This is a genomic window from Herbidospora mongoliensis (assembly GCF_001570545.1).
GTDB classification, from domain to species: domain Bacteria; phylum Actinomycetota; class Actinomycetes; order Streptosporangiales; family Streptosporangiaceae; genus Herbidospora; species Herbidospora mongoliensis.
Genome location: NZ_BBXD01000012.1, coordinates 387,933 through 413,431, shown reverse-complemented (window position 1 = coordinate 413,431; position 25,499 = coordinate 387,933). Strand labels below are relative to the sequence as shown.

At 69.1% G+C, this 25,499-nt stretch carries 22 protein-coding genes; 14 read left to right on the top strand and 8 right to left on the bottom strand.

The features are described 5' to 3' along the window. Positions 1-35 precede the first annotated feature (35 nt). The 3 genes from AW272_RS16770 to mmsA form a co-directional block, all read right to left on the bottom strand. On the bottom strand, positions 36-1,157 hold the full coding sequence (locus AW272_RS16770; protein ID WP_066365635.1) for a substrate-binding domain-containing protein: 1,122 nt from the start codon (positions 1,155-1,157) through the stop codon (positions 36-38). A 65-nt stretch (positions 1,158-1,222) separates the two neighbouring features. Then, complete coding sequence (mmsB, locus tag AW272_RS16765; RefSeq protein ID WP_066365634.1) at positions 1,223-2,521, bottom strand: multiple monosaccharide ABC transporter permease; 1,299 nt, start codon at positions 2,519-2,521, stop codon at positions 1,223-1,225. Next, a complete protein-coding gene (mmsA, locus tag AW272_RS16760) occupies positions 2,518-4,065 on the bottom strand; it encodes a multiple monosaccharide ABC transporter ATP-binding protein (RefSeq protein WP_066365632.1) in 1,548 nt (515 codons plus the stop codon). The genes mmsB and mmsA overlap by 4 nt, the downstream gene beginning before the upstream one ends. A 182-nt stretch (positions 4,066-4,247) precedes the next feature. On the opposite strand from mmsA, the gene AW272_RS16755 reads away from it, so the two are divergent. Beyond that, positions 4,248-5,486: an ROK family transcriptional regulator gene (locus AW272_RS16755; RefSeq protein ID WP_066365630.1), complete on the top strand. Its 1,239-nt coding sequence runs from the start codon at positions 4,248-4,250 to the stop codon at positions 5,484-5,486. 10 nt (positions 5,487-5,496) lie between these two features. Here AW272_RS16755 and AW272_RS16750 read toward each other — a convergent pair whose 3' ends face one another. Then, positions 5,497-6,210: a FadR/GntR family transcriptional regulator gene (locus AW272_RS16750; protein WP_066365629.1), complete on the bottom strand. Its 714-nt coding sequence runs from the start codon at positions 6,208-6,210 to the stop codon at positions 5,497-5,499. A gap of 236 nt (positions 6,211-6,446) precedes the next feature. Here AW272_RS16750 and AW272_RS16745 point away from each other — a divergent pair, with 236 nt between their 5' ends. The 3 genes from AW272_RS16745 to AW272_RS16735 are packed head-to-tail and all read left to right on the top strand — an operon-like array spanning position 6,447 to position 10,073. Continuing rightward, positions 6,447-7,514, top strand: coding sequence for a sugar ABC transporter substrate-binding protein (locus tag AW272_RS16745; RefSeq protein WP_066365626.1), 1,068 nt, complete (start codon positions 6,447-6,449; stop codon positions 7,512-7,514). 11 nt (positions 7,515-7,525) lie between these two features. Next, the gene (locus AW272_RS16740) at positions 7,526-9,043 is read left to right on the top strand and encodes a sugar ABC transporter ATP-binding protein (protein ID WP_066365623.1); all 1,518 of its coding nucleotides are present in this window, start codon (positions 7,526-7,528) and stop codon (positions 9,041-9,043) included. Next, positions 9,036-10,073 (top strand): ABC transporter permease, encoded by a 1,038-nt coding sequence (locus AW272_RS16735; protein ID WP_066365622.1) that lies wholly within the window; start codon positions 9,036-9,038, stop codon positions 10,071-10,073. Before AW272_RS16740 ends, AW272_RS16735 begins: the two co-directional genes overlap by 8 nt. 30 nt (positions 10,074-10,103) lie before the next feature. Here the strand turns inward: AW272_RS16735 and AW272_RS16730 are convergent, their stop codons facing one another. Further along, positions 10,104-10,829, bottom strand: coding sequence for a FadR/GntR family transcriptional regulator (locus AW272_RS16730; protein WP_066365620.1), 726 nt, complete (start codon positions 10,827-10,829; stop codon positions 10,104-10,106). Between the two features lie 10 nt (positions 10,830-10,839). Then, positions 10,840-12,135, bottom strand: a complete 1,296-nt coding sequence (locus AW272_RS16725) for an enolase C-terminal domain-like protein (protein WP_066365618.1) — start codon at positions 12,133-12,135, stop codon at positions 10,840-10,842. Between the two features lie 210 nt (positions 12,136-12,345). Between AW272_RS16725 and AW272_RS16720 the strand changes: the two genes are divergently transcribed. The 5 genes from AW272_RS16720 (at position 12,346) to AW272_RS16700 (ending at position 16,748) form a co-directional block, all read left to right on the top strand. Continuing rightward, complete coding sequence (locus AW272_RS16720; RefSeq protein WP_066365615.1) at positions 12,346-13,317, top strand: NAD-dependent epimerase/dehydratase family protein; 972 nt, start codon at positions 12,346-12,348, stop codon at positions 13,315-13,317. An 83-nt stretch (positions 13,318-13,400) separates the two neighbouring features. Next, positions 13,401-14,285, top strand: a complete 885-nt coding sequence (locus AW272_RS16715) for an ABC transporter ATP-binding protein (protein ID WP_066365611.1) — start codon at positions 13,401-13,403, stop codon at positions 14,283-14,285. 11 nt (positions 14,286-14,296) lie between these two features. Next, on the top strand, positions 14,297-15,028 hold the full coding sequence (locus AW272_RS16710; RefSeq protein WP_066365607.1) for an ABC transporter permease: 732 nt from the start codon (positions 14,297-14,299) through the stop codon (positions 15,026-15,028). Further along, positions 15,025-16,146 (top strand): sensor histidine kinase, encoded by a 1,122-nt coding sequence (locus tag AW272_RS16705; RefSeq protein WP_083958381.1) that lies wholly within the window; start codon positions 15,025-15,027, stop codon positions 16,144-16,146. The genes AW272_RS16710 and AW272_RS16705 overlap by 4 nt, the downstream gene beginning before the upstream one ends. Continuing rightward, positions 16,143-16,748: a response regulator transcription factor gene (locus tag AW272_RS16700; protein WP_066365604.1), complete on the top strand. Its 606-nt coding sequence runs from the start codon at positions 16,143-16,145 to the stop codon at positions 16,746-16,748. Before AW272_RS16705 ends, AW272_RS16700 begins: the two co-directional genes overlap by 4 nt. Positions 16,749-16,936: 188 nt before the next feature. On the opposite strand, the gene AW272_RS16695 is transcribed toward AW272_RS16700, so the two are convergent. Further along, positions 16,937-19,672: a cellulose binding domain-containing protein gene (locus tag AW272_RS16695; RefSeq protein WP_066365602.1), complete on the bottom strand. Its 2,736-nt coding sequence runs from the start codon at positions 19,670-19,672 to the stop codon at positions 16,937-16,939. Between the two features lie 385 nt (positions 19,673-20,057). Between AW272_RS16695 and AW272_RS16690 the strand changes: the two genes are divergently transcribed. From AW272_RS16690 to AW272_RS16675, 4 genes are read left to right on the top strand one after another with little or no spacing between them, the layout of a single operon-like run. Then, entirely contained in the window at positions 20,058-20,882 is an 825-nt protein-coding gene (locus tag AW272_RS16690) for a patatin-like phospholipase family protein (RefSeq protein WP_066365599.1), read from the top strand. A gap of 40 nt (positions 20,883-20,922) precedes the next feature. Continuing rightward, entirely contained in the window at positions 20,923-21,345 is a 423-nt protein-coding gene (locus tag AW272_RS16685) for a nitroreductase/quinone reductase family protein (RefSeq protein ID WP_066365596.1), read from the top strand. A 30-nt stretch (positions 21,346-21,375) separates the two neighbouring features. Further along, positions 21,376-23,040 (top strand): sodium:solute symporter family protein, encoded by a 1,665-nt coding sequence (locus tag AW272_RS16680; RefSeq protein WP_066365594.1) that lies wholly within the window; start codon positions 21,376-21,378, stop codon positions 23,038-23,040. 10 nt (positions 23,041-23,050) lie between these two features. Continuing rightward, positions 23,051-23,284, top strand: coding sequence for a hypothetical protein (locus AW272_RS16675; RefSeq protein ID WP_066365585.1), 234 nt, complete (start codon positions 23,051-23,053; stop codon positions 23,282-23,284). Here the strand turns inward: AW272_RS16675 and AW272_RS16670 are convergent. Beyond that, on the bottom strand, positions 23,270-24,343 hold the full coding sequence (locus AW272_RS16670) for a sugar ABC transporter substrate-binding protein (protein ID WP_245657584.1): 1,074 nt from the start codon (positions 24,341-24,343) through the stop codon (positions 23,270-23,272). The genes AW272_RS16675 and AW272_RS16670 overlap by 15 nt on opposite strands. A gap of 153 nt (positions 24,344-24,496) precedes the next feature. Here AW272_RS16670 and AW272_RS16665 point away from each other — a divergent pair, with 153 nt between their 5' ends. Beyond that, on the top strand, positions 24,497-25,456 hold the full coding sequence (locus tag AW272_RS16665) for a LysR family transcriptional regulator (RefSeq protein WP_066365580.1): 960 nt from the start codon (positions 24,497-24,499) through the stop codon (positions 25,454-25,456). Positions 25,457-25,499 lie beyond the last annotated feature (43 nt).

Below are 25,499 nucleotides of genomic sequence, written 5' to 3'. Positions count from 1 at the left end.
TCATACTCCGACCCAGGGATGTGTCGCTGCGGGGATCAGCCCTGGGTCAGCGGGGCCAGCTTCGGGTCGTTGGCGTACGACTCGGCGGCGTTGTCCTTGGTCACGATGACCGGCGGGAGCAGGTAGGACGGGACGACCTTGACGCCGTTGTCGTACGTGTCCTTGTCGTTGATCGTCGGCTCGGTGCCGGCCTGGAGGGACTTGACCATGGCGATGGTCTCGGCGACCAGCTTGCGGGTGTCCTTGTTGATCGTCGAGTACTGCTCACCGGCCATGATCGACTTGACCGACTCGACCTCCGAGTCCTGGCCGGTCACGACGGGGATGTCCTTGCCGGCGCCCTTGACCGAGGTGATGATCGCGCGGGCGAGGGTGTCGTTCGGGGACAGGACGCCGTCGAGCTTCTTGTCGCCGTTGTAGGTGGAGGTGATGAGGGAGTCCATGCGCTGCTGGGCGCCCTCGGCCTTCCAGCCCTGGATGGCGGTCTGCTTGACGTCGGTCTGGCCGGAGCCGACGACGACGTCACCCTTGTCGATCAGGGGCTTGAGCACGTCCATCGCGCCGTTGAAGAACACGCCCGCGTTGTTGTCGTCGGGCGAGCCGGAGAACAGCTCGATCGTCCACGGGGCCTCGGGCTTCTTGGCCTTCATGCCGTCCAGGAGCGCCTGGCCCTGGAGCTGGCCGACCTTGAAGTTGTCGAAGGCGATGTAGTAGTCGACGTCCGGGGTGTTGGTGATCAGCCGGTCGTAGGCGATGACGACCGCGCCGGCCTCCTTGGCCTGCTTGACCTGGGTGGTGAGCTGGGCGGCGTCGGTGGCGCCGATCACGATGACCTTGGCGCCCTTGGTGACCATGGCCGAGATCTGGGCCTGCTGGTCGGCGACGGTGGTGGAGGCGCCCGCGTACTGGACGTCGGAGGTGAAGCCGGCCTCCTTGAGGCCGTTGGTGAACAGGTCGCCCGCGAGCACCCAGTTCTCCGAGGTCTTGGACGGCAGGGCCACCCCGATGAGGCCGTCGGCGGCGAAGCCCTTGGCCGGCGCGGCGCTGCCGCCGGCGGTGGGAGCGGCGGTGCCCTCACGCTCGGAGCCGCACGCGCTCAGGGTGAGCAGCGCCGCGACGCCGATCAACGCGGCACTCCTGGTCAGATATTTCCGCATGGTGAAACGAACCCTTCTTCGGATGTGATGTCACAGGCGGCGTGGGGAACGCGCCCGGGGGATGGTCAGCCGGCGACCGGAGCCTTGTCGGAGTCCGATGCCGGCGATGGTCGATCGGTCGGCGGGGACGGATCGTCCCGGCGGAAGGGACGCGTCAGCGACCCGATGATCGAGAACCGCCCCTGACTCTTGTTGTAGACGTCGAAGGCCACCGCGAGGAGCAGGACCAGGCCCTTGATGATCTGGACCATGTCCGAACCGACGCCTTCGAGCTGCAGGCCGTTGTTCAGCAGGGCCATGACCAGGCCGCCGACGATCGACCCGCTGATGGTGCCCAAGCCGCCGGAGACGGCCGCGCCGCCGATGAAGACGGCCGCGATGGCGTCGAGCTCCCAGCTCAGGCCGTCTTGGGGACCGGAGGCCGACGACCGCGCCACGAAGATCATCCCGGCCAGAGCGGCCAGGACGGACATGTTCATCATGACGAGGAAGTTGACCCGCTTGAGCTTCACACCCGACAGCTCGGCGGCGCGGGCGTTGCCGCCCACCGCGTAGATGTGCCGGCCGCCGATGGTGTTGCGGGTGTAGTGGGAGTACGCCAGCACCAGGGCGATCAGGATGATGCCGGAGATCGGCAGGCTGGTGCCCACCCGGCCCCCGGCGAAGCGCAGCGTGGCGAACACGATGACGCCGACCATGACCGCCATCCGCAGCACCGAGATCCACATCGGCGCCGGGTCGGCGTTCATCTCGCGCCGGGTCTGCCGGGACTTCAGCTCCCGCCACACCACGGCCGCGCACGCGGCCAGGCCGAGCAGCAGCGTCAGGTTGTTGTAGCCGGTGTCCGGGCCCACCTCGGGCAGGAACCCGGCGCCGATCGTACGGAAGCCCTCCGGCACCGGGACCGTGTCGGCGTTGCCGATGTACTGGTTGCCGCCGCGGAACAGCAGCATGCCGGCCAGCGTCACGATGAACGCCGGCACCCCGACGTAGGCGACCCAGAAACCCTGCCAGGCGCCGATCAGCGCGCCGACGGCCAGGCCGATCAGGATGCCCACCGGCCAGGGCAGGGCGAACTCCTGCATGGTCTTGGCCACCACGATGCCGGTGAAGGCGGCGACGGAGCCGACCGACAGGTCGATGTGCCCGGCCACGATCACCATCAGCATGCCGATGGCCAGGATGAGGATGTAGGAGTACTGGCTGACGACGGCGATCAGGTTGCCCGAGGTCAGCGTCAGGCCGTTGGTCCAGATCTGGAACAGCAGCACGATGGCGACGAGCGTGAAGATCATGCCGAACTGGCGGGCGTTGGAGGTCGTGCCCCCGAACAGGTTCTTCTGGAGGTCTTTGATTCGGCTCATCGGATCGGCGTCTTCTTCGTAGAGGTCATCTGTTTCATGAGGTGTTCCGGATCGGCCTCGGCGCGGGTGACCTCACCGGTGACCGTGCCTTCGAAGACCGTGTAGATGCGGTCGCACAGGCCGATGAGCTCGGGCAGCTCGGAGGAGATGATGATGACGCCCTTGCCCTGGTCGGCCAGGCGCTGGATGATCCCGTAGATCTCATACTTGGCGCCCACGTCGATGCCCCGGGTGGGCTCGTCGAGGATCAGCAGGTCGGGGTCGGTGAACATCCATTTGGCCAGCACGACCTTCTGCTGGTTGCCGCCCGACAGCTTCGTCACGCCCTCGTCGACGCTGGGGGTCTTGACCCGCAGGCTCTGGCGGTACTCCTCGGCGTAGCGGTATTCGCGGACCGGGTCGACGACGCCGCGGGTGGAGACCTTGGACAGCTTGGCCGCGACCATCGAGGTCTTGATGTCGTCGAGCAGGTTGAGCCCGATCGCCTTGCGGTCCTCGCTGACGTAGGCGAGGCCGTGGTCGATGGCGTCCGACACCGTGCGCAGCTGGACCTCTTCGCCGTCCTTGAAGATCTGGCCGCTCAGGTAGACGCCGTAGGAACGGCCGAACAGGCTCATCGCCAGCTCGGTGCGCCCGGCGCCCATGAGGCCGGCGAACCCGACGATCTCCCCGCGCCGGACGTCGAAGCTCGACCCCTTGCAGACCAGCCGGTCGGCGGAGATGGGGTGGCGGACCGTCCAGTCGCGGACCTCGAAGAAGACCTCGCCGATGTCGGGCGTGTGCTCGGGGAAGCGGCTGTGCAGCTCACGGCCCACCATGCCGCGCACGATGCGGTCCTCGTTGACGCCGTCGGCCTTGACGTCGAGGCTCTCGATCGTGTGGCCGTCGCGCAGGATGGTGATGGTGTCGGCGACGGCCTCGATCTCGTTCAGCTTGTGCGAGATGATGATCGAGGTCACACCCCGCTCGCGGATGCCGCGCAGCAGGTCGAGCAGGTGCCGCGAGTCGGCCTCGTTGAGCGCCGCGGTCGGCTCGTCGAGGATGAGCAGCTTCACGTCCTTGGCGAACGCCTTGGCGATCTCGACGAGTTGCTGCTTGCCGACGCCGATGTCCTTGATGAGGGTGTCGGGGTCCTCCTGGAGCCCGACCTCCGCCATCAGTTCCAGCGCCCGGCGCTGCGCCGCCTTCCAGTCGATCCCGCCCCGCTTGCGCGGTTCGTTGCCGAGGAAGATGTTCTCGGTGATCGACATGCCCGGCACCAGCGCGAGCTCCTGGTGGATGATGACGATGCCCGCGTGCTCGCTCGCGCGGATGTCGGAGAACCGCACCTGCTCGCCCTGGTAGACGATGTCGCCGGTGTAGGTCCCGTGGGGATGGACGCCGCTGAGCACCTTCATGAGCGTCGACTTGCCGGCGCCGTTCTCCCCGCAGATCGCGTGGATCTCGCCCTGCCGGACCTCAAGATTGACGTCGGCCAGCGCGGTGACGCCGGGGAAGGTCTTGGTGATCGACCGCATCTCCAGCAGGACCGGGGCACTCGTCATGGACGAGTCTCCGCACCTCGCGGACCACGGCATGTGGTGGACACTGCTTGCCTCCGGTTGACCCTCACTTGATTCATGACTTAGGTGTTAGAGCTATCCGAAGGACAATAAATCCATTTGATTTACTAGGTCAACGCTCTGGTGCAGACTGTGACCCGGCGAACTAGCAGGAAGGACGCTGGGTGCGGCAAGCAGGCACGAATCTGCCCAAGATCGGGCGATACAACCAGGCTGTGGTGCTGGACCAGATCCAGCTCGCCGACGGGATCAGCAGGGTCGAGATCGCCGAGCGCACCGGTCTCACCCCGCAGACGATCTCCGGAATCGTCCGCCGCCTCATCGACGAGGGCATGGTGCGGGAAGACGGCGCCAGCCGGGTCCTGAACGGCGGCAAGCCGCGCACCACACTCCGGCTCAACCCCGACGCTCGGGCGGCGATCGGGGTGCACTTCGATCCGGTGAAGCTCACCTGCACGGTGATCGACTTACTGGGCAGGCCGCTGGCCGTCCGGCGCCAGCCGGTCACCCCCGGCACCGACCCGGCCGACGTCGTCGCCGCGATGGCCGCGCTCGTCGAGGAGGTGCTGGCCGAGTCGCAGGTCCCTCCCGGCCGGGTGCTGGGCGTGGGCCTGGCCGCACCGGGCCCGCTGGATCAGAACCGCGGCCTGGTCGTCGCCCCGCCCCAGCTCGCCAACTGGACGCGCGTGCCCGTGCAGCGCATGCTCGCCGAAGCCACCGGGCTGCCCGTGACACTCGACAACGACGCCACCGCCGCCGCCGTCGGGGAACGATGGTCGGGCGCGGGCAGGGGCGTGGCGCACTTCGCGTACCTCTTCTTCGGCACCGGCATCGGCGGCGGCCTCATCCTCAACCATCAGGTCTACCGGGGCGGTTCGCTGAACGCCGGCGAGTTCGGCCACTCCACCGTGCTCGCCGACGGACCCGCGTGCTACTGCGGCAACCACGGCTGCCTCGAACGTCTCGTCAATCCGTCGGCGCTGGTGGCCCAGGTGCACGAGAGGCTCGCCACCGGGCGCGGCAGCGTGCTCTCCGTGCCCTTCGGCCTCGACCCGGCCACCGTCGACCACCCCGCGATCCTGCTCGCGGCCGCGGCCGGAGACGCACTCGCCGTCGAGGTCATCGACGAGGCCGCCCGGCACGTGGCCTCGGTCGCCGTCAGCGTCGCCAACTTCATCGACGTGGACCTCATCGTCCTGGGCGGCCACGGCATCGAGCACGTCGAAGACCGGTTCGTCGCGGCCGTCGCGGCCGCGCTGGCGACCCGGCCGCTGTCACGGCACATCCGGATCGTCGACGTGGCCGCCTCTCCCCTGGGCGCGGACGCCGCCGTGGTCGGAGCGGCGACGCTCGTCCTGCACACCACGTACTCGCCGCAGCTGTCGGCCTTCCTGTCGCACTGACCGATCGTGATCAGATGACCCGTTCGTCGGGGTCCGGGGCCGAGGAGCGCACGAGGTTCTCCCGGAGCCAGGTCTCGGTCGTGCTCACGTGCATGAGCGCCGCCGCTTGGGCGAGTGCCACGTCCCCCGCTTCCAGCGCCCGGTAGATGGAGACGTGCTCGGCGACCGTGCGGCCGGCCACGTTGCCTTCCAGGAGTCCTCGCCAGACGCGCGCCCGGACCGTGCGGCTGGCGATGCCGGTGAGCAGGGCGCACAGGGACTGGTTGCCCGTCGCCTCGAAGACGGCGCGGTGGAAGGCGTCGTCGTGGTGGGTGAGCATCTCGACGTCGTCCTGCGCGCCGATCATGGCGTTGAGATGACGGTGGACCTCGGCCAGCTGGACCGCTGAGATGCGGCTGGCCGCCAGGCCCGTGGCCACCGGCTCGAACAGCCGCCGCACCTCGGTGATCTCCAGGAGGTCGTCCCCCTGCATCATCTCGACCGCGACGCCGACCCCCTCGAGCAGGAGCGCGGGTTCCAGCGAGGTGACATACGTGCCGTCCCCCCGGCGTACTTCCAGCACCCGCGTCGTGACGAGGGAGCGGACGGCCTCACGGAGGAGGTTGCGGGACAGGCCCAGCGAGGTCGCCAGGTCCTGCTCGGGAGGCAGCCGCGCTCCGGGAGGGAGCATTCCGTCCTTGATGAGCTGGCGGATGCGCACGATGGCCTGCTCGGTCAAAGACATAGGTGCATCCTGCACCCAATGCCCGGCGCCCGTGAATCACTCATTCACCCAGGACACCGTCCGAGATAGACATGTGATGTCTCAGCATCTCTCCAGTCTGCGGCACTCTCGAATGTGCAGGCCGTCGCCCTGTCGGCGACAGGCTCTAGACATCGACTGGGTTTCGGTCGTAGAAAGACATCCCATGTCCTGTGCTCTGACGGGCTCGACCGTGAAGAGCATCAGAAGGAGTGAAGATGAGAATCAGACGCTTACCCTTCGCCGTGGCGTTGTCAATGACGGCCTGTCTGTTGGCGGCGTGCGGCGGGGACGACACGAACGGGCAGACGGCCAACGCCCCGGCGCAACCGGTCATCGGCGTGGACTATCCCCGTTCCGACACCGACTTCTGGAATTCCTACATCAGTTATGTGCCGAAGTTCGCCGGTGAGATCGGCGCCGACCTGAAGACCACCAACTCCCAGAACGACATCGCGAAGCTCACGGCGAACGTGCAGAGCCTGGTGAGCCAGGGCATCCGCGGGCTGGTCATGGCGCCGCAGGACACCGCGGCGGTGGCTCCCACGCTTCAGCAGCTCGAAGGCAAGAAGATCCCCGTCGTCCTGGTCGACACCCGACCCGACCAGGGCAACGCCTTCATGGTCGTACGCGCAGACAACCGCGCGTACGGGGAGAAGGCCTGCCGTTACCTCGGCGAGAAGCTGAAGGGCGCGGGCAAGGTCGTCATGCTGCAGGGCGACCTGGCCTCCATCAACGGCCGGGACCGGACCGAGGCCTTCAACGAGTGCATGGCGCAGAACTACGCCGGCATCAAGGTCTTCGGCGAGGCCACGAACTGGGACGGCGCGGTCGCCTCGCAGAAGCTGTCGACGGTGCTCACCGCCAATCCGGACGTCAAGGGCGTCTACATGCAGTCGAGCTTCGCCCTGTCCGGCACCCTCCAAGTGCTCAAGCAGCGTGGCCTGCTGGTCGCGCCGGACGACCCCAAGCACGTCTTCGTGGTCTCCAACGACGGCATCCCGCAGGAGCTCAAGGACATCGCCGCGGGCAACATCGACGCGACCGTCTCCCAGCCCGCCGACCTCTACGCCAAGTGGGCGCTGGAGTACACCAAGGCGGCGATCGACGGCAAGACCTTCGCCCCGGGGAAGACCGACCACGACAGCACCATCATCGAGGTCCGCCCTGGTCTGCTGGAGGACCAGCTCTCCGCGCCGCTCGTCACACTCGACGGCGGCACCTACGGAGGCATCCCCAGCGTCAAGCACGACGACAAGTCGCTCTGGGGCAACAACCTCAGCTGAGAGGCACGGCGATGGACGCTTCCGCGAACCCGTCCGCCGTCTGCGAGGCGGCGCGCATCACCAAGAGGTACGGCGAGACCGTGGCGCTGGACGGCGCCCACATCACGATCACGCCGGGCGAGACCCATGCCCTCGTCGGGCGCAACGGCGCGGGCAAGTCCACCCTCGTCTCCATCCTGACCGGCCTGCAGGAACCCGACGAAGGTGAGGTGCGGTTCGCCGGGCGGCCGGCGCCCCGCTCGTCGGAACGGGACGCCTGGCGGGAGCGGGTCGCCTGCGTCTACCAGAAGTCCACGATCATCCCTGAGCTGACCGTGGCCGAGAACCTGTATCTGAACCGGCACGACCACAACGGCCTCGGCCTGGTGAGCTGGAAGAGCATGTGGCGGAAGGCGGCCGACCTCCTGGAGGCCTGGTCGGTGGACGTCGACGTCCGCCGGTCGGCCGGTGAACTGGGCGTGGAACAGCGGCAGTTCGTGGAGATCGCCAGGGCTCTGTCGTTCGGTGCGCGGTTCATCATCCTGGACGAACCGACCGCGCAGCTCGACGGAGCGGCGATCTCCCGGCTCTTCGACCGGATGCGGGCGATGCGGGAGCAGGGGGTCACCTTCCTGTTCATCAGTCACCACCTGCAGGAGATCTACGAGATCTGCGACACCGTCACGGTCTTCCGGGACGCCCGGCACATCCTCACCGCCCCGGTCGGGGAGCTGCCCCAGGGCGACCTGGTCGCGGCGATGACCGGTGAGGCGGCCGGCCTGCGGGACAGGCAAGCACGTTCTCCCGTCCCCGCCGAGGCCCCCGTGATCCTGGACGCCCGCGGCCTGACCGACGGCGAGGTGTACGTCGGCGTGGACCTGCGCGTCCAGGCAGGCGAGATCGTCGGCCTGGCCGGTCTCGGCGGCAGCGGGAAGACCGAACTGGCCGAGACCATCGCGGGGCTGCGGGCTCCCGGTGAGGGCACGGTCGAGGTCGCCGGGCGGCGTCCGCGCGCCGGCAGCGTGCCCGACTCGCTGGCGGCGGGAGTGGGGCTGGTCCCCCGGGACCGTCATCACCAGGGCCTCATCCCGCTGATGTCGATCGCCGACAACACCACCATGACCGTGCCGGAGCGGCTCGGCACCGCGGGACTCGTGAGCGGACGCAGGAGGGACGGGCTCGCCCGCGAGATGATCACGAATCTGGCCATCAAGACCCCCGGCCCGGAGCTGCCCGTCAACGGCCTGTCCGGCGGCAACCAGCAGAAGGTGGTGATGGCCCGTGCCCTGGCGAGCGACCCCCGCCTGCTCGTGCTGATCACCCCGACTGCGGGCGTCGACGTGCGGTCGAAGGAGTTCCTGCTCGCCAAGGTCGAGGAGATCGCCGGGAAGGGCACCGGCGTCGTGATCGCCTCCGACGAACTGGACGATCTGCGGCTGTGCGACCGGGTGCTGGTGATGTTCCACGGCCGGGTCACCACCGAACTGGCCGCCGGCTGGCACGACCACGACATGGTGGCGGCCATGGAAGGAGTCGACCTCGATGCCTGAGACCACCGCCGCCCCCGCGGAGACCGGCCGGCCCGCGCCGAAGGGGCCGGGGAGGAGGACACCGGCCGGGCTGCGCCTGGCCCGGTTGCGGGACCTGGCGCTCGTACCGGCGATCATCGCGATCGCGATCGTCGGGCAGATCGTGCACCCGATCTTCCTGCGGGCCGACAACCTGATCAACATCCTGCAGACCATGTCGGAGATCTCGCTGCTCGTCCTGGCGCAGGCGCTCGTGCTGATCGTCGGCAAGATGGACCTGTCGCTGGAGTCGACCTTCGGCCTGGCGCCCGGCGTGGCCGCCTGGCTGACGGTCGCGGTGGGGACCGGGTCCGGACTCGGGCTGCTGTCCGGCTTCTGGGCGATCCCCATCACCCTGGCGGTCGGGGTGCTGATCGGGGTGGTGAACGCCCTGTTCATCGTCCGCTTCGGGCTCAACGGGTTCATTGTCACCCTGGGCATGCTCATCGTGCTGCGGGGCCTGCTCACGGGCATCTCCGGCGGGCAGACCTTCTTCAACCTCCCGGAGTCCATGATCTATCTGGGTTCGGCGATGTGGTTCGGCGTGCCCGCCTCGATCTGGATCTGCCTGCTGCTGTTCGCGGCCGGCGTCCTGGTCATGGGCTTCACCGGGTTCGGCCGCTCGCTGTACGCCATCGGCGGCAACGTCGACGCCGCGAAGGCCGCGGGCATCCGCACCGACCGGGTGCTGTGGATCACGTTGATCACCGCCAGCGTGCTGGCCGCGGTCGGCGGCCTGCTGCTGACCGGCAGGCTGGCCTCGGTGGCCGCCTCGCAGGGCGACGGGGCGATCTTCACGGTGTTCGCCGCCGCCGTCATCGGCGGCGTCAGCCTCAACGGCGGCAAGGGCACGGTGTTCGGCGCGTTCACCGGCATCCTGCTGCTCTACATGATCCAGAACGTCCTCACCCTCGCCGGCGTGCCGGCGCAGTGGATCGAGGCGCTCAACGGAGCGATCATCCTCACCGCGCTCGCCCTCTCCCGGCTCACCGGGGGCAAGACGCAGGAGTGACGCTCTGTCCCGGGACTCGCGTCCGGGTGCCTACGAGGGCAGCGGGGGCGCCGTCGTGCCGAGGCTCCCGGACGCGAAATCCGGCAGGCTCTCTTCGACGCCCAGGACGTGCATGGCGGCGTGGATGCGAGCTCGCTCGGGATCGCGGGCGAGCAGGGCCTGATAGACGGCGCGGTGCTCCCCCAGCGTGCGCTGCACGGCCTGCGGGTCGGTCATGCCCCGCCAGATCCTGGCCCGGATCGTGCGGCCGGACATGTTCTGGATGACGGCGGCCAGCACGGCGTTGCCGCAGTGGGAGGTGATCAGCGAGTGGAAGTCCTGGTCGAGGGCGACGAGTTTGCCGTGGTCGATCTCGGGTGCCGCGGCGAGGCGCTCGGCCTCCTCCAGCAGGTTGCCCAGCACGACGAGGTGCTCGTCGGGGATGCGGACGGCCGCCAGAGCCGTCGCCTCCGCCTCCAGGATCCGGCGCACGTGCAGGAACTCCCCTGCACCGGCGTGCTGGTGGATGTCGGCGACGAAACTCATTCCGTCGAGCAGCAGCGCCGGGGAGAGGCTGGTGACGTAGGTGCCGTCGCCCTGGCGCGTCTGCAGGACCCTCATGGCGATCAGCGCGCGCACGGCCTCGCGCAGGGTGTTGCGGGCGATGCCGAGCTGGTCGGCGAGTTCCTTCTCGATGGGGAGTTTCTGGCCGGGACGCAGCTCGCCGTCGACGATCATCTGCTTGATCGTGTCGATCGCGGTCTCGATGACTCCCACTTCGCCATCCCTACTGCCGGGCCCACTGCGGGCCATCAGGGTAGCGGTAGGCGTCGACGGAATCCGGGTGCATGCGGGCGCTGTAGCCCGGCTGCCCGGGAAGGCGGTAGCGTCCCCGTTCCACCCGGACCGGGTCGGTGAAGTGCTCGTGCAGGTGGTCGACGTACTCGAGGACCCGGCCTTCCAGGCTGCCGCTCACACAGACGTAGTCGATCACCGACAGGTGCTGGACGATCTCGCACAGGCCGACGCCCCCGGCGTGCGGGCACACCGGCACACCGAACTTGGCGGCCATCAGCAGGATGGGGATGATCTCGTTGACCGAGGCCAGGCGGCAGGAGTCGATCTGGCAGTAGTCGATCGCCTCCGCCTGCAGGAGCTGCTTGAACATCACCCTGTTGTGGCAGTGTTCGCCCGTCGCGACGCCGACGGGGGTGATCGCCTTGCGGATGGCGGCGTGACCCAGGACGTCGTCAGGGCTCGTCGGTTCCTCGATCCACAGCGGCTCGTAGGCCGCCAGCCGGTTCACCCAGGTGATGGCCTCGGGCACGTCCCACACCTGGTTGGCGTCGATCATCAGGTGGCGGTCGCCGAGCTCCTCGCGCGCGATCGCCAGCCGCCGCAGGTCGTCGTCGATGTCCGCGCCGACCTTGAGCTTGACGTGCGTCCAGCCCTCGGCGACCCCCTCCCGGAGCAGACGCCGCAGCTTGTCGTCGTCGTAGCCCAGCCAGCCGGGCGAGGTGGTGTAGGCGGGATAGCCGTGCTCGGCCAGTTCGGCGACGCGTTCCTCGCGGGTGGGCCGCAGCCGCGCGAGCATCTCGACGGCCTCGGCAGGGGTGAGCACGTCGGACAGATAGCGGAAGTCGCACGCGGCGACGATCTCCTCCGGCGACATGTCCGCCACCAGACGCCACAAGGGCTTGCCGGCCCGGCGGGCGGCCAGGTCCCAGGCGGCGTTCAGCACGGCGGCCGCGGCGAGGTGCACCACGCCCTTCTCTGGTCCCAGCCAGCGCATCTGGCTGTCGGCCATGATCTCCCGGTAGAGACCGCCCAGGTCGGCGGCCGTCTCGTCCACGTCCCGCCCGGCCAGTCGTGCCCCGATCTGGCGGGCGGCGGCCACGCAGAGGTCGTTTCCGCGTCCGATGGTGAAGGTCAGGCCGTATCCCGCCAGGTCGTCGTCATCGGTCGCGAGGACCACGTAGGCGGCGGAGTAGTCGCCGTCCGGGTTCATCGCGTCGGAGCCGTCGAGGGTGGCGGAGGTGGGGAACCTGACGTCGATCACGTCCACTGAGGTGATCGTCGGCATAAGACCAGCTCCAATTGATCCGATGAATATGGATTGAACGGTAGGACGGGACCCGCCCGACGTCAACAAATCAGCGAATCAGCCACTTCTCGGCTTTGCTTAACCCGATGAATCTACCCCGCTCGGCGGACGGCTCGGCCGTCCTGTGCGCGGGACGGCAGGACGTCAAGGTAGGACAGAGTGGGGCATCTAACACGAATGGAGACACGCATGCGCATCGTTGTCATCGGCGGAAGCGGGCACATCGGCACCTACCTCGTCCCCCGGCTGGTGCGGGCCGGACATGAGGTCGTCACCATCAGCCGGGGCTCCCGCACCGCCTACACCGACGCTCCCGAATGGGGGCAGGTGCGCCAGGTCGCCGCCGACCGCGAGCGACAGGACCGCGAGGGCACCTTCGGGGACACGGTGGCCGGGCTGAACCCCGACGTGGTCGTCGACCTCGTCTGCTTCACGCTGGAATCGGCCACCGCGCTGGTCGAGCGGCTGCGGGGCGAGACCGGCCACCTGCTGCACTGCGGTTCCATCTGGCGGTACGGCCCCAGCGACTCACTGCCGATCTCCGAGGACACCGGCACCGCCCCTGCCGGGGAGTACGGCATCCAGAAAGACCGGATCGCGCGGATGCTGAAGCAGGAGACCGCCGACGGCGGACTGGTCACCACGTCCCTGCACCCGGGGCACATCGTCGGCCCCGGCTGGCACCCGATCGGCCCGCTGGGCAACCTCGACCCCTCGGTGTGGACCACGCTGTCAGCCGGGCAGCCGCTGCGCATCCCCGGAATCGGCGCCGAACTCATGCACCACGTCCACGCCGACGACGTCGCCCAGGCCTTCGAACTGGCCGTCCACAACCGGGACGCGGCGGCGGGCCAGGACTTCAACGTCGTCGCCCCCACCGCTCTCAACGTCCGCGGGTACGCGCGCCAGGCGGCGGCGTGGTTCGGGCAGACCGCGTCGCTGGAATCAGTGACCTGGGAGGAGTTCCGCCGCGACACACCCGCGGAGCACGCGGAGGCGAGCTGGGAGCACCTGCACCGCAGTCACGTCTGCTCCATCGGGAAGGCGAGGACCCTCCTCGGCTACGCACCGAACCACCAGCCGCAGGACGCCGTGCTGGAGTCCGTCCGCCGGCTGATCGATCACGACGAACTGAAGGTGGCCGGCCCGCTCATCGTCTGAGACGACCCATGTGACTTTTGTCAGCATGATCACCCGACAAGCTTCACTACTCCCGCACATCCGGCTTTTCTACCGTTGTCGCCATGGATGCGATCAGCGTTGAGGGCGTGGCCAAGAGGTTCGGGGACGTCCGGGCCGTGGAACACGTGAGCCTGCGGGTGCCTGCCGGGCAGGTCGTCGCGGTGCTCGGCCCCAACGGGGCGGGGAAGAGCACCATGATCGGCATGATGCTCGGCCTCGTCACCCCCGATGCCGGTCGGGTCGAGCTGCTCGGGAAGGCCCCGGCCGAGGCCGCCGCGCACGGGCTGGTCGGCGCCATGATCCAGCAAGGGGAACTGGTCCCGAACCTGACCGTGCGGGAGGTCGTCGGTTTCGTGGGCGGCCTCTACCCCGACCCGATGCCGCTGGACGACGTGCTGGAGCTCGCCGGCCTGACCGACCTGGCCAGGCGGCGCACCGGCCGGTTGTCCGGCGGACAGGTGCAGCGGGTGCGGTTCGCGATGGCCGTCGCGGGGGCGCCGAAGGTGCTCGTCCTCGACGAGCCGACCGCCGCGCTCGACGTGGAGACCCGGCGGGCCTTCTGGACGGCCATCCGCCGTTACGCGGCGGGCGGCCGCACGATCCTTTTCGCCACCCACCACCTGGAAGAGGCCGACGAGAACGCCGACCGGGTGGTCGTCCTCTCACGCGGCCGGATCGTCGCCGACGGCACACCCGCCGAGATCAAGCGGCGAGCCGGTGGCCGCACGGTCCGGTTCCGCCTGGGCGCCCAGCCCGCCGCCGGGCTCGAACGACTCCCCGAGGTGACCGCCGTCGAGGTCAGCGGGGGCTTCGCCACCCTGCACACCGCAGACCCCGACATCGTGGTCGCCTCCCTGTACTCGACCGGGCTGACGATCCGCGACCTGGAGATCACCACCCCCGCGCTCGAAGACGCCTTCCTCTCCCTGACCGTGACCGAGCGCTGAAAGATCCCGGCATGCTGAGCTATCTGCGTCTCGAACTTCTCCAGGTCCTGCGCGACCGCTACTACCTGTCCTTCGCGCTGGCCCTCCCCGTCGCCTTCTACCTGCTCTGGTCGAGCATCTTCGCCGGGGACCGGCCCGATCCCGTTACCGGGCTGCCGTATTCGGTGGACATCATGGTCTCCATGGCCTCCTACGGCGCGCTCGGCGCGACGCTGATGAGCACCGGCGTGCGGCTGGCCGCCGAACGTCGCAGCGGGTGGTTGCGGCAGTTACGGGTGACCCCGCTCACGCCTACGACGGTGATCGTGGTGAAGACCCTCGCCGCCATGTCGCTGGGGTTGCCCGCCGTGATCCTGGTCGGGCTGGCGTCGGTGCTCTGGCAGGGCGTGCGGCTGGACCTTCTGCAGTGGGTCGCGATCACGGCGCTGCTGTGGGTCGGCACGCTGCCGTTCGCCGCGCTCGGCACCCTGATCGGGTCGCTGACCGGGCCGGACGCCGCCCAGCCGATCACCCTGGGGGCCTACTTCGGGCTGGCGATCGCCGGAGGGATGTGGGTGCCGCTGTCGGTGCTGCCGCAGGTGATCAGGGACGTCGCCGCCGCGCTGCCCTCGACCCGGTTCGCCGAGCTGGGGCGGGCCGTGGCCGCCGGGCACGCGCCGCCCCTGTCCGCCGGGCTGGTGCTGGCCGCCTGGACGGTGGCGCTGGGGGCGCTCGCCGTCGTCGCGTATCGGCGGGCCTGGTGAAGCGACTGTTCATCGGCGACGTCCAGGGGCCGGAACTGCTGCAACGAGCATTCTGGACGTCGTTCGGGCTGCTGTTCCTCACCCCGGTCGCGGTGGCGGTGGCCCGGTACGAGGGGACGCGGCAGTGGCTGGGGTGGGCGGCCCTGGTGGTGTTCGCGCTGACGTACTACGCGGTGACGTTCGTGCGGCGGCGCTGGGACGACCCGTTCACCGGGCGGGCGGTGCTGGTGCTGGTGGTGTTCGCGCTGCTGGCGGCGGGGCTGCCGCTGGTGTTCGGGCCAGACTGGCTGGGGCTGCCGGTCTACCTGGCGTTCGTGTGCTCGATGGCGCTGCCGCTTCGGTGGGCGGCGGCGGGGGTGCTGGCCGCGACGGCGGTCACCGTCGTGGACGGGGTGGTCACAGGGGCCCACCCCGCCATGTACGGCGGGATCGCGGCGGTGCTGCTGGCGCTCGGCATGATGATGGTCGCGCTCCGGCACACGCGGACGCTGGTGCTCCAACTCCAGGAGGCACGCGACGAGGTCGCCCGGCTGGCCGCCACCGACGAGCGGCTGCGCATCGCCCGCGACCTGCACGACCTGCTCGGCCAGAGCCTGTCGCTGATCGTGCTGAAGAGCGAGCTCGCGCGGCGGATGGCCGGCCGCGACCTCGACCGGGCCATCGGCGAGATCGGGGACATCGAGACGGCGGCGCGGTCGGCGCTGGCCAACGTCCGCGAGGTCGTCTCCGGCTACCGCAGGCGCGCGCTGAGCGAGGAGCTCGACGGCGCGCGGGCGGTCCTGGCGGCGGCCGGGGTCGACGCGACGGTCCGGATGGCGGGCGGCCCGCTGCCGGAGGTGGCCGACGGCGTGTTCGGCTGGGCGGTCCGCGAGTCGGTCACCAACGTCGTCCGGCACGCCCGCGCCTCCCGCTGCGTCATCGAGGTCGCCCACGGCGGGGGCGCGGCGACCCTGGAGGTCCGCGACGACGGCCGGGCCGCGAAGGGCCACGTCCCGGGCAACGGCCTCACCGGCCTGTCCGAACGGGTCTCGGCCGAGGGCGGCACGCTGGAGTCGGGTCCGCTGCCCGGCGGCGGCTTCCGCGTCGCGGTACGCGTGCCCGTAGGGTCACCCTCATGATCAGGGTCATGCTGGCGGAAGACCAGAACCTGGTGCGCGGCGCCCTGGCGGCACTGCTCGGCCTGGAGGAAGACCTGGAGATCGTCGCCGAGGCGGCGGACGGCGACGAGGCGGTGGCCTCGGCCCGGCGGGTCCGCCCCGACGTGGCCCTGCTGGACATCGAGATGCCCGGCACCGACGGCCTGACCGCGGCAGCCGAGATACGGGCGGCGGTCCCCGGCTGCCACGTGATGATCCTGACGACGTTCGGCCGCCCCGGCTACCTGCGCCGGGCGATGGAGGCGGGCGCCTCGGCCTTCCTCATCAAGGACGGCCCGGCCGAGCAACTGGCCGCCGCGATCCGCCGCGTGATGGCCGGGGAACGCGTCATCGATCCGGCTTTGGCGGCGACCGCGCTCAGCACCGGCCCCAACCCGCTGTCACCGCGCGAGCGCGACGTCCTGGCAGCCGGCGCGGGCGGCGCGACGATCGCCGACATCGCCGCCCGGCTGCACCTGTCGGAGGGCACCGTCCGCAACTACCTGTCGTCGGCCATCACCAAGATCGGCGTACGCAACCGCATCGAGGCCGCCCAGGCCGCGGACCGGAACGGCTGGCTCTAGAGGGATTCACCGTTCACGGGGTCAGGACGATACGGCCGGCGACGTCCCGGCTTTCCATGCGCTCGTGCGCGGTGACGGCCTCGCCGGGTCCGGCAGCCACGGCCTCCAGGGCCGAGTCGAGTGCGGGGCGGACGACCCGCCCGACCGGCCAGGGTGAGGACCACCCCGGCCGGTCGGCCTCGAACGGGTCAGGCTGGGGTGCAGGTGACGGCGGGGATCGGGTTCGTGCCGGACTGGCCGGCGTTGAAGCCGAACGTCGTCGTGCCGTTGGCGTTCAGATTGCCGTTGTAGCCGGCGTTCACCACGGTCTGGCTCGCGCCGCTCGCGGTGTGCACGCCGTTCCAAAACTGGCTGACGGTCTGTCCGTTGGCCCAGGTCCAGCGCACGGTCCAGCCGGTGATCGCGGTCGTGCCGCTGTTCCTGACGGTCACGCTCCCGCCGAACCCACCGGGCCAGGAATTCGTGATCGTGTACGTCGCCGCACAGGCCTTACCCGGGCTGGGAGACGGGGATGGGCTCGGACTGGGCGAAGGCGAAGGCGAAGGCGAAGGCGAGGGGGAGGGTGAGGGTGAGGGGGACGGGGACGGGCTTGGTGAAGGGCTGGGCGACGGGCTCGCGGACGGTGACGGCGACGGGTTGGGGCCGGTGCGATCGGCGTACAGGATGCCTCTGCCGTTGGTGCCCAGGTAGACGCGGCCGTAGATCCTCGGGTCGCCGGTGATGGCTTCGCCGATGTTGCCGTATTGGTGCTGGTCGTCGTTGATGCGGACCCACGTCGCGCCGGTGTCGTCGGAGCGGAAGACGCCCCGGACCCCGTCGATCTTCGCGATCAGGAAGATCGCCTGGTACGACTGTCCGGGCGCCGCCTTGCCGAACCCGACGTTGTCCGACTCCTCCACGTTGGAGAGCTTGGTGAACGACGTCCCCGAGTTCGTCGACCGCCACAACCCGGCCCCTCCGGCCAGCCAGATGTCACCCTCTCGTCCGGGGACGGCCTTGAACCGCGCGGTCGTCGGCAGCCCGGTCGCGGCGGAGGCGGTGAAGGTCTGGCCGCCGTTGGTGGAGACGTAGAACCGGCCGTTGCTGAAGGCGTAGAACTTCTGCGGGTTCACCCGGTCGGATTCGATCCTCGCGCCCGACGGCACACCGCTTGCGGCCGACCACGAGTTGCCGTACCCGACCGAATAGACGACCGAGGCACCGCTGTCGGCGGGGGCCCAGACGAACCGGCTGCCGTCGGCGGCGGCCGCGACGGTGCCGCCGTTGTTGATCCCGCCGGGCTCCTGGCCCTGGAACCAGTTCGCGCCGCCGTCGGTGGAGAAGGCGACGTGGTTGTCGTTCGGCCGGTCGGACTCGGTGAAGTTGCCGGCCCGGACCATCGTCGACGGGTTCAGCTCGGCGTAGTCGAGCGAGGTCGTCGAGGTGAAGTTGGGCTGCACGAACATCATCGGCGGCACGGCGTCGAGGTTGGTGTGCCGGAACCCGCCGACGTCGCCCAGGCCCGAGATCAGCGGCGCACTGCCGGTGGGCGGGCTGACCAGGTCGAGGACGGCGGTCTCCTCCAGGCCCTTGACCATGGGTTTGATGGTGAGCTGGCCACCGGTGTCCCAGAGTTTCAGGTCGGTCGATCCGTAGAGGGTGGCGCCGGTGCCGTACATGAACCGGTTCCCGTCGAAGGGGTCGATCTCCAGCGATTCGGTCATCCAGCCCAGCTTGGGCGTGACCTCCGGCGGCTGCGGATTGGCTCCCCAGCTGAGCCATGGAGAAGAGCTGATGTCCATCTTGTAGCGGAAACTACGGTTCGGGTACGACGTGAAGTCCCAGATCCGCGTCCAGGTGGCCCCCGAGTCGGTGGACCGCCAGAAGATCACGTCCGGCCACCAGGAGGTCTGGGTGGCCACCATGATCGTGCTCGGATTGGTCCGGTCGATGGTCAGGCCCGAGTAGCCGAAGTAGTCGTCCGCGCTGCTGGAGGGGACGGGCGAGATCTGCGTCCAGGTCCCGGTCGCGGTGGCGTAGCGCCAGACGTCGCCCTTGGCACCGGAGTAGGGTCCGGCGGTGTCGGACGTGGCGAGGTAGAGGTAGCCGTTGACGTGGTCGAGGACGCCCTTGTGGGCGATGTAGCCGGTGGGGGTGCCCGGGAGCCGCTCCCACGTGGTGCCGCCGTTGGTCGTCCGGTAGACGGTGTTGGCCTTGTCGGCCACGCCGACGTAGATCGTCTGAGTGGCGTTGCCGGACGTGCCGGTGCGCTTGTCGAAGGTGACCCACACGACGCCGGGCTGGTGGCTGGTGTAGCCGTTGGGGTCACTCGGGTCGTCGCTGTAGTTGCCGGCGTTCGGGAAGCTCGTCACCTTGGCCCAGGTCGCGCCGAAGTCGGTGCTCCGCCAGAGCCCGTTCCCCATCGGCGCCCCCAGATAGAGGGTGCCGTTCCGGTTGGGGTCGACGGCGAGCCGCTCCCCCATGCCCCGGCCGGGCATGTTGCCGCCCATCTTGAACGGCAGCGGGGTGACCGCCCAGGAGTCCCCCTTGTTGGTGGACCTGAGGATGGCCCCGTTGCTGGGGTCCCACGAGTTGGTGTACATGCCGACGGCGGCGTACACCCGATTGGTCTGGACGGGGTCGGTCGCGATGCTGTCGACGCCGTTGTAGCCCCAGTTCGTGAACCCGACCCAGTCGAGCAGGGGTTTCCACGACGAGCCCGACTGGTCCCAGCGGTACATCCCGCCGATGTCGGTACGGGCGTAGATCAGATTCCGCTCGGTCTGGTTGAAAACGATGCCCGGGACGAATCCGCCCCCGTCGATCCGCACGTTCTTGTACACGTACGGATCGGAGGCGACCGCCCCCGCGGGGGCCATCCTCACCACCGCCGCGACCAGGACCAGGGCGAGGATCGCGAGCATGCTGACGATCTTTCTTCGCATGGACGGTTTCTCCTCCGTGAATGGATAACCGGCCATGCACGATCAGGTGGGGACCCTGACCGTCCGCCCAGCGCGTGCATGGAACTAGTGAGAGGGTAACAATAGTTTGATGTACAAACCAACTATCTGGGATGACCAGGCCGACACCTTCGACGACGCACCCGACCACGGCCTGCGCGACCCTGACGTGCGGGCCTCGTCGAGGGCCGCTGGGGCGCCGCCGGTCTGACGGCGGAGGAGCTGGCCAGAACCCTTCGCCCCGTGGTCAAGGAGATCGCGGTCGAGCCCTTGCCCGACCCCGTGCTGTGGGGCCGCCCCATTCATGACGAGAGATACGCCGTGGTCGCCCTCCCATAGCGGCCGTCGATAGAACATAATTCGGTACATGACGAGAGCATTGGTTCTGGGCGGCGGGGGCATCGCCGGCATCGCCTGGGAAGCGGGGATTGTCACCGGCCTGCGCCGTGAAGGCCTCGACCTGGGGACCGCGGACACGATCATCGGGACGTCCGCCGGTTCCGTCGTCGGCACCCTCATCGCCACCGGCGCCGATCTGGAGCAGGCCGTGGCGAAGCAGAGCACGACCGATCACGGGCCCCGGCCGCCCGTGGACATGGCGCCGGTCATGCAGGCGTTCGGGATCCTCTTCGATCCCCGTGTCGACCCCAAGGAGGCGCGGCGCCGGGTGGGCGAACTCGCCCTCGCGCTGCCGATCGTCGAGGGCATGGCGCGGATCGAGTCGGTCGGGAGCCGGCTGCCGGTGAAGGTGTGGCCCGACCGGGACCTCCAGGTCACCGCCGTCGACGCCGCCACCGGGCAGTTCGTCGTCTGGACCCACGAGTCGGGCGTGGACCTCCCGCTGGCCGTCGCGTCGAGTTGCGCGGTGCCGTGCGTCTATCCGCCGGTCGAGATCAACGGCGCGCGTTACATGGACGGCGGCGTCCGCAGCGGCACCAACGCCGACCTGGCCAAGGGCGCCGAGACGGTCGTCGTGCTGGAGCCGCTGATCGGCATGGTCCCGCCGGAGCGGCTGGCGCGGGAGCTGGAGAAGACCGGGGCGGCCAGGACGACGACCGTCGGGCCCGACGCCGCGGCGAAGGCCGTGTTCGGCACCGACGTGCTCGACCCGGGGCTGTGGGCGCCGGCGTTCAAGGCCGGGCTAGCCCAGGCGCCGTCGGTGGCCGCGCAGGTCGGCGAGGTTTGGAACTAGCTGACACATACTGGCAGCCTTCTCGGCAAGTATGAGGCGCATGAGCAACCCGATTGGCGAAGACATCCGCGAGATCAACCGTAAGACGATCGAGGACTTCCGAGCCCACAAGGGCGGCGGCCCCTTCGAGGGCCGCGCCCTGCTGATCCTCACCACTCGCGGCCGCGTCACCGGCCGTCCCCACACCACCCCGATGATGTACGTCATCGAGGGCGACCACCTGCTGGTCATGGCGTCGGCGGCCGGGGCGCCGCACGACCCCGAGTGGTTCCGCAACCTCCTCATCACCCCCGACGTGACCGTCGAGGTCGGCGACCAGACCTACATCGCCAACGCCCGCCCGACCGAGGGCGCCGAATACGACGCGGTCTGGTCGCAGATCAAGAAGAACTACCCCTTCTTCGTCGAACACGAGCAGCAGGCGGGCCGGAAGATCCCCGTCGTCGCACTGGAACGCACGTGAAACGGTGAGGTTCTGGGGTAGCGGCTGGCCGTGTTCGCACTTGCTCCCCAGGACCTCCGCCTGGATGTCAACGCGCTGGACTATCTGATCCTGGCGCTCTACTTCGCCGTCGTGGTGGGCATCGGCTTCGCCGCCCGCCGCGCCATCCGCTCCTCCAGCGACTTCTTCCTCGCCGGGCGTTCCCTGCCCGCCTGGATCACGGGTCTCGCGTTCGTCTCCGCCAACCTCGGGGCGATCGAGATCCTTGGCATGGCCGCCAACGGAGCCCAGTACGGTCTCATGACCGTCCACTACTACTGGATCGGCGCCATCCCGGCCATGGTGTTCCTCGGCATCGTGATGATGCCGTTCTACTACCGGTCGAAGGTGCACAGCGTCCCGGAGTTCCTCCGCAGAAGGTTCAACCCGGCCACGCAGCTGTTCAACGCCATCGCGTTCGCCGTGGCGCAGGTGCTGATCGCGGGGATCAACCTCTACGCCCTGGCCCTCGTGATGGAGGCGCTGCTCGGCTGGCCCCTGTGGCTGTCGGTGATCGTGTCGGCGGCGATCGTGCTGGCGTACATCACCCTCGGCGGGCTGTCCTCGGCCATCTACAACGAGGTCATGCAGTTCTTCGTGATCATCGCGGGCCTCGTCCCCGTGGTGATCCTGGGGCTGATCCGGGTCGGCGGGTTCGAGGGGCTCGGGCAGAAGGTGCGGGAGAGCGTGCTCGGCGAGGGCGGGCTGCACACGTGGTCGACCACCGCGACGGCGGACAATCCGCTCGGCGCGAACTGGATCGGGATCGTTTTCGGGCTCGGGTTCGTGCTCTCGTTCGGGTACTGGACGACCAACTTCGCCGAGGTCCAGCGCGGTCTGTCGGCGCGGAACACCAACGCGGCGCGGCTGACGCCGATCGTGGCGGCCTATCCGAAGCTGCTGATCCCGGTCGTCACCGTGATCCCCGGTCTGATCGCCCTGGTGCTGTTCTCGAACCTCGGCAAGGACGACGGGCCCGCCTACAACTACGCGATTCCGCTGCTCATGAACGAGTTCCTGCCCAACGGCGTGCTCGGCGTCGCGGTCACCGGTCTGCTCGCGTCGTTCATGGCCGGCATGGCGGCGAACATCTCGGGGTTCAACACCGTGTTCACGTATGACATCTGGAAGGGTCACGTGAACGGGGACCACCCCGATGAGTTCTATGTACGTCTGGGGCGCATCGCCACCATCGGCGGTGTGGTGGCCGGGATCGGCACCGCCTTCATCGCGGCCGGGTTCTCCAACATCATGAACTACCTGCAGGCGCTGTTCGCGTTCTTCAACGCGCCCCTGTTCGCGACGTTCATCATCGGCCTGTTCTGGAAGCGGATGACCCCGTGGGCCGGGTTCTGGGGCATCATCGCGGGCACTCTGGCGGCGTTCGCGGTCTACATCCCGTACCGGGCGGAGCTTCTGGACCTGGGCACCGACCTGAACGCCTCGTTCGTCGCGGCGGGGGCGGCCTTCCTGGTCGACGCCGTCGTGTCGGTCGCGATCACGCTGGTCACCACGCCGAAACCCGACGAGGAACTTCGGGGTCTCGTGTGGGGGCTGACCGACGTCGACCTCAAGGACGACTCCATCGCCGGTGACAAGAAGTGGTACCGCTCCCCCGTGGTCCTCGGCTCCGGCGCGCTGATCCTGGCCGCCGCCTTCTACCTGCCATTCCTGTAAGGGGTACGCGATGCTGTTCGACATCCGCCGCATCCTGGGCGGCCTGTTCGCCGTCTACGGCGTGATCCTGGTCATCGTCGGCGTCCTCGACGGGGCCGAGGAGATCGCGAAGGCCGAGGGGGTGCGCATCAATCTGTGGACCGGGATCGGGATGCTGGTCATCGCGGCGATCTTCCTGGTCTGGGAGCGGCTACGGCCCAAGGACGTGCCCGACCCGTCCGACGAGACGTCAGGTGATGCCTAGCTGCTGGCAGATCGGCTTGAGGTTGGCCGGGCCGCAGATCTCGTTGACCGTCCAGAAGCCGTCTTTGACGACCGTGTCCTTGATCGTCGAGCGGACCACCACGATCGCCTTCGAGATCATGGCCGGGATGTCCTTCTTCGTGTCGTTGCTCACCGTGCTGGTGCCCCGGATCTGACGGCCGGCGCCCAGATCGACCGCCAGCTGGGCGGCGTTCTGGGCCTCGGGCTTGATCGGTTTGTAGACGGTCATGGTCTGGGTGCCGAGCATGATGCGCTGGATGGCGTCCAGATCGGCGTCCATGCCGGTCAGCGGGGTGTTCGGGGGCAGGCCCGAGTCGCGGATCGAGGCGGCGGCGCCGCCGGCCAGGCCGTCGTTGGCGGCGTAGACGCCGATGATGTTCTCGAGGCCGATCCGGTCCATCGCCATCTCGGACTCGCGCTCGGCCTCCTCGGCGCTCCAGGCCGGGGTGTCGTATTCGGCGCCGATGCGGAGCCTGCCGTCGATCATCGAGTGGGCGCCGGCCTTGAACTCGTACGAGTTGGGGTCGGTGGTCGGGCCGTTGAGCATGATGATCTCGCCCCGGCGGCCGCTCGCCTTCACCGCCTCGACGAGGGCCTGGCCCTGCAGGCGGCCCACGTCGAAGTTGTCGAAGGAGGTGTAGGCCTCGATGGCGCCCTCCGCGAGGCGGTCGTACGAGACGATCTTGACGGCCCGCGCGGCCGCGCGGTCGACCGCCGGCTGGATGCCGCCGGCGTCCACCGGGGTGAGGATGACGACCTTGACGCCCTGGGCGGTCAGCTGGTCGAGCTGACCGCGCTGCGCGGCGGGGTCGCCCTCGGCGTTGACGGGGACGATCTCGCAGTTGGGGCAGAGCTGGGCCACGGAAGAGGTGATGTACGGGCGGTCGAACTTCTCCCAGCGTGGGGTCGTCTGGTCCGGCAGCATCAGCCCGATCTTGAACCCGCGCGAGATGATCTGAGCCGGGCCCGCCGCCGGCGGACTCTCGGAACCGCAGGCGGCCACGCCGACAACCATCGCCAGCGCGAGAAAGGTCCTCACCTACGCCCCCGTTCTTTTGGGAGGGCCTACCCTGTGGGTTCCCATGGGGTAACAGTCGCGGTCCAGTCTTGATAGACCTTTTCCGACATGACTAGTCAGACTGTGTGACAAATCATCATTGCTGGAGTTATTCGAGGGTCATACCGTCGCGTTATGGACCTCGAGCTCCGCCATCTCAGAATCGTGCGTATGGTCGCCGAGACCGGCAGCGTCACCAAGGCGGCCAGTGCGCTCGGGCTCGCCCAGCCCGCGCTCACCGCACAGTTGAAGCGGATCGAACGGGCGCTCGGCGGCAGCCTGTTCGAGCGGGACCACACCGGTTCCCGCCCGACCCCGCTCGGCGAACTGGTGCTCGCCCGCGCGCAGGTGCTGCTGCCCGCGGTGCAGCAGTTACAGGAGGAGGCCGCCCGGCTCGCCAACGGCGAACCCGTCGGCCGCCGCTACCGGATCGGCGCCACCAACGGCCCGATCCTGGGCGGTCTCGTCGACCGGCTGGCCGCCGCCGAACCCGCCGCCGTCATCACCACCGCCACCTCGTGGTCGACCGGGGAGCTGTCCACCAAGGTGATGCTCGGCCGGCTCGACTACGCCCTCATGGGTGTCTGCGGCGACTCCCGGCCGCCCGGCGACGAGGCGCTGTCGTGGGCGCTGGTCGCCAAAGATCCGGTGTTCGTGCTGGTCGCGGCCACCCATCCGCTGGCCGGGGAGCGAGAGGTCGAGCTCGGCGACTTCGCCAAGGAGCAGTGGGCGGTCACCCCCGGCGACGGCTGCTTCGGCGAGTGCTTCGCCGTGGCCGCCTCACGGGCCGGCTTCGCCCCGGAGACCATTTACGAGACCGACGTCGCCACCTGCATCCACCTGGTCCGGGTCGGCCGTGCGGTCGCGCTGTGCCAGGCCACGTTCCGCACGAGCGAGGGGATGGTGGCACTCCCCGTGAAGGGCGCGCCGCTGCACTGGCGGCAGCTCCTCGGCTGGCACCCGGAGACCCCGGCCGCCCCGTCGGCGCCCGCCGTGGTCAGCCACGCCAAGTTCTCCCACCTGGACGCGGTCCGGCAGAGCGCGCCCTACTCGAACTGGCTGGCTCGAAACCCGGGGTACGGAACCATGTCATAAGCGGGACATAACACGATGATAGGGGGGCAAACGACGGCTCCTC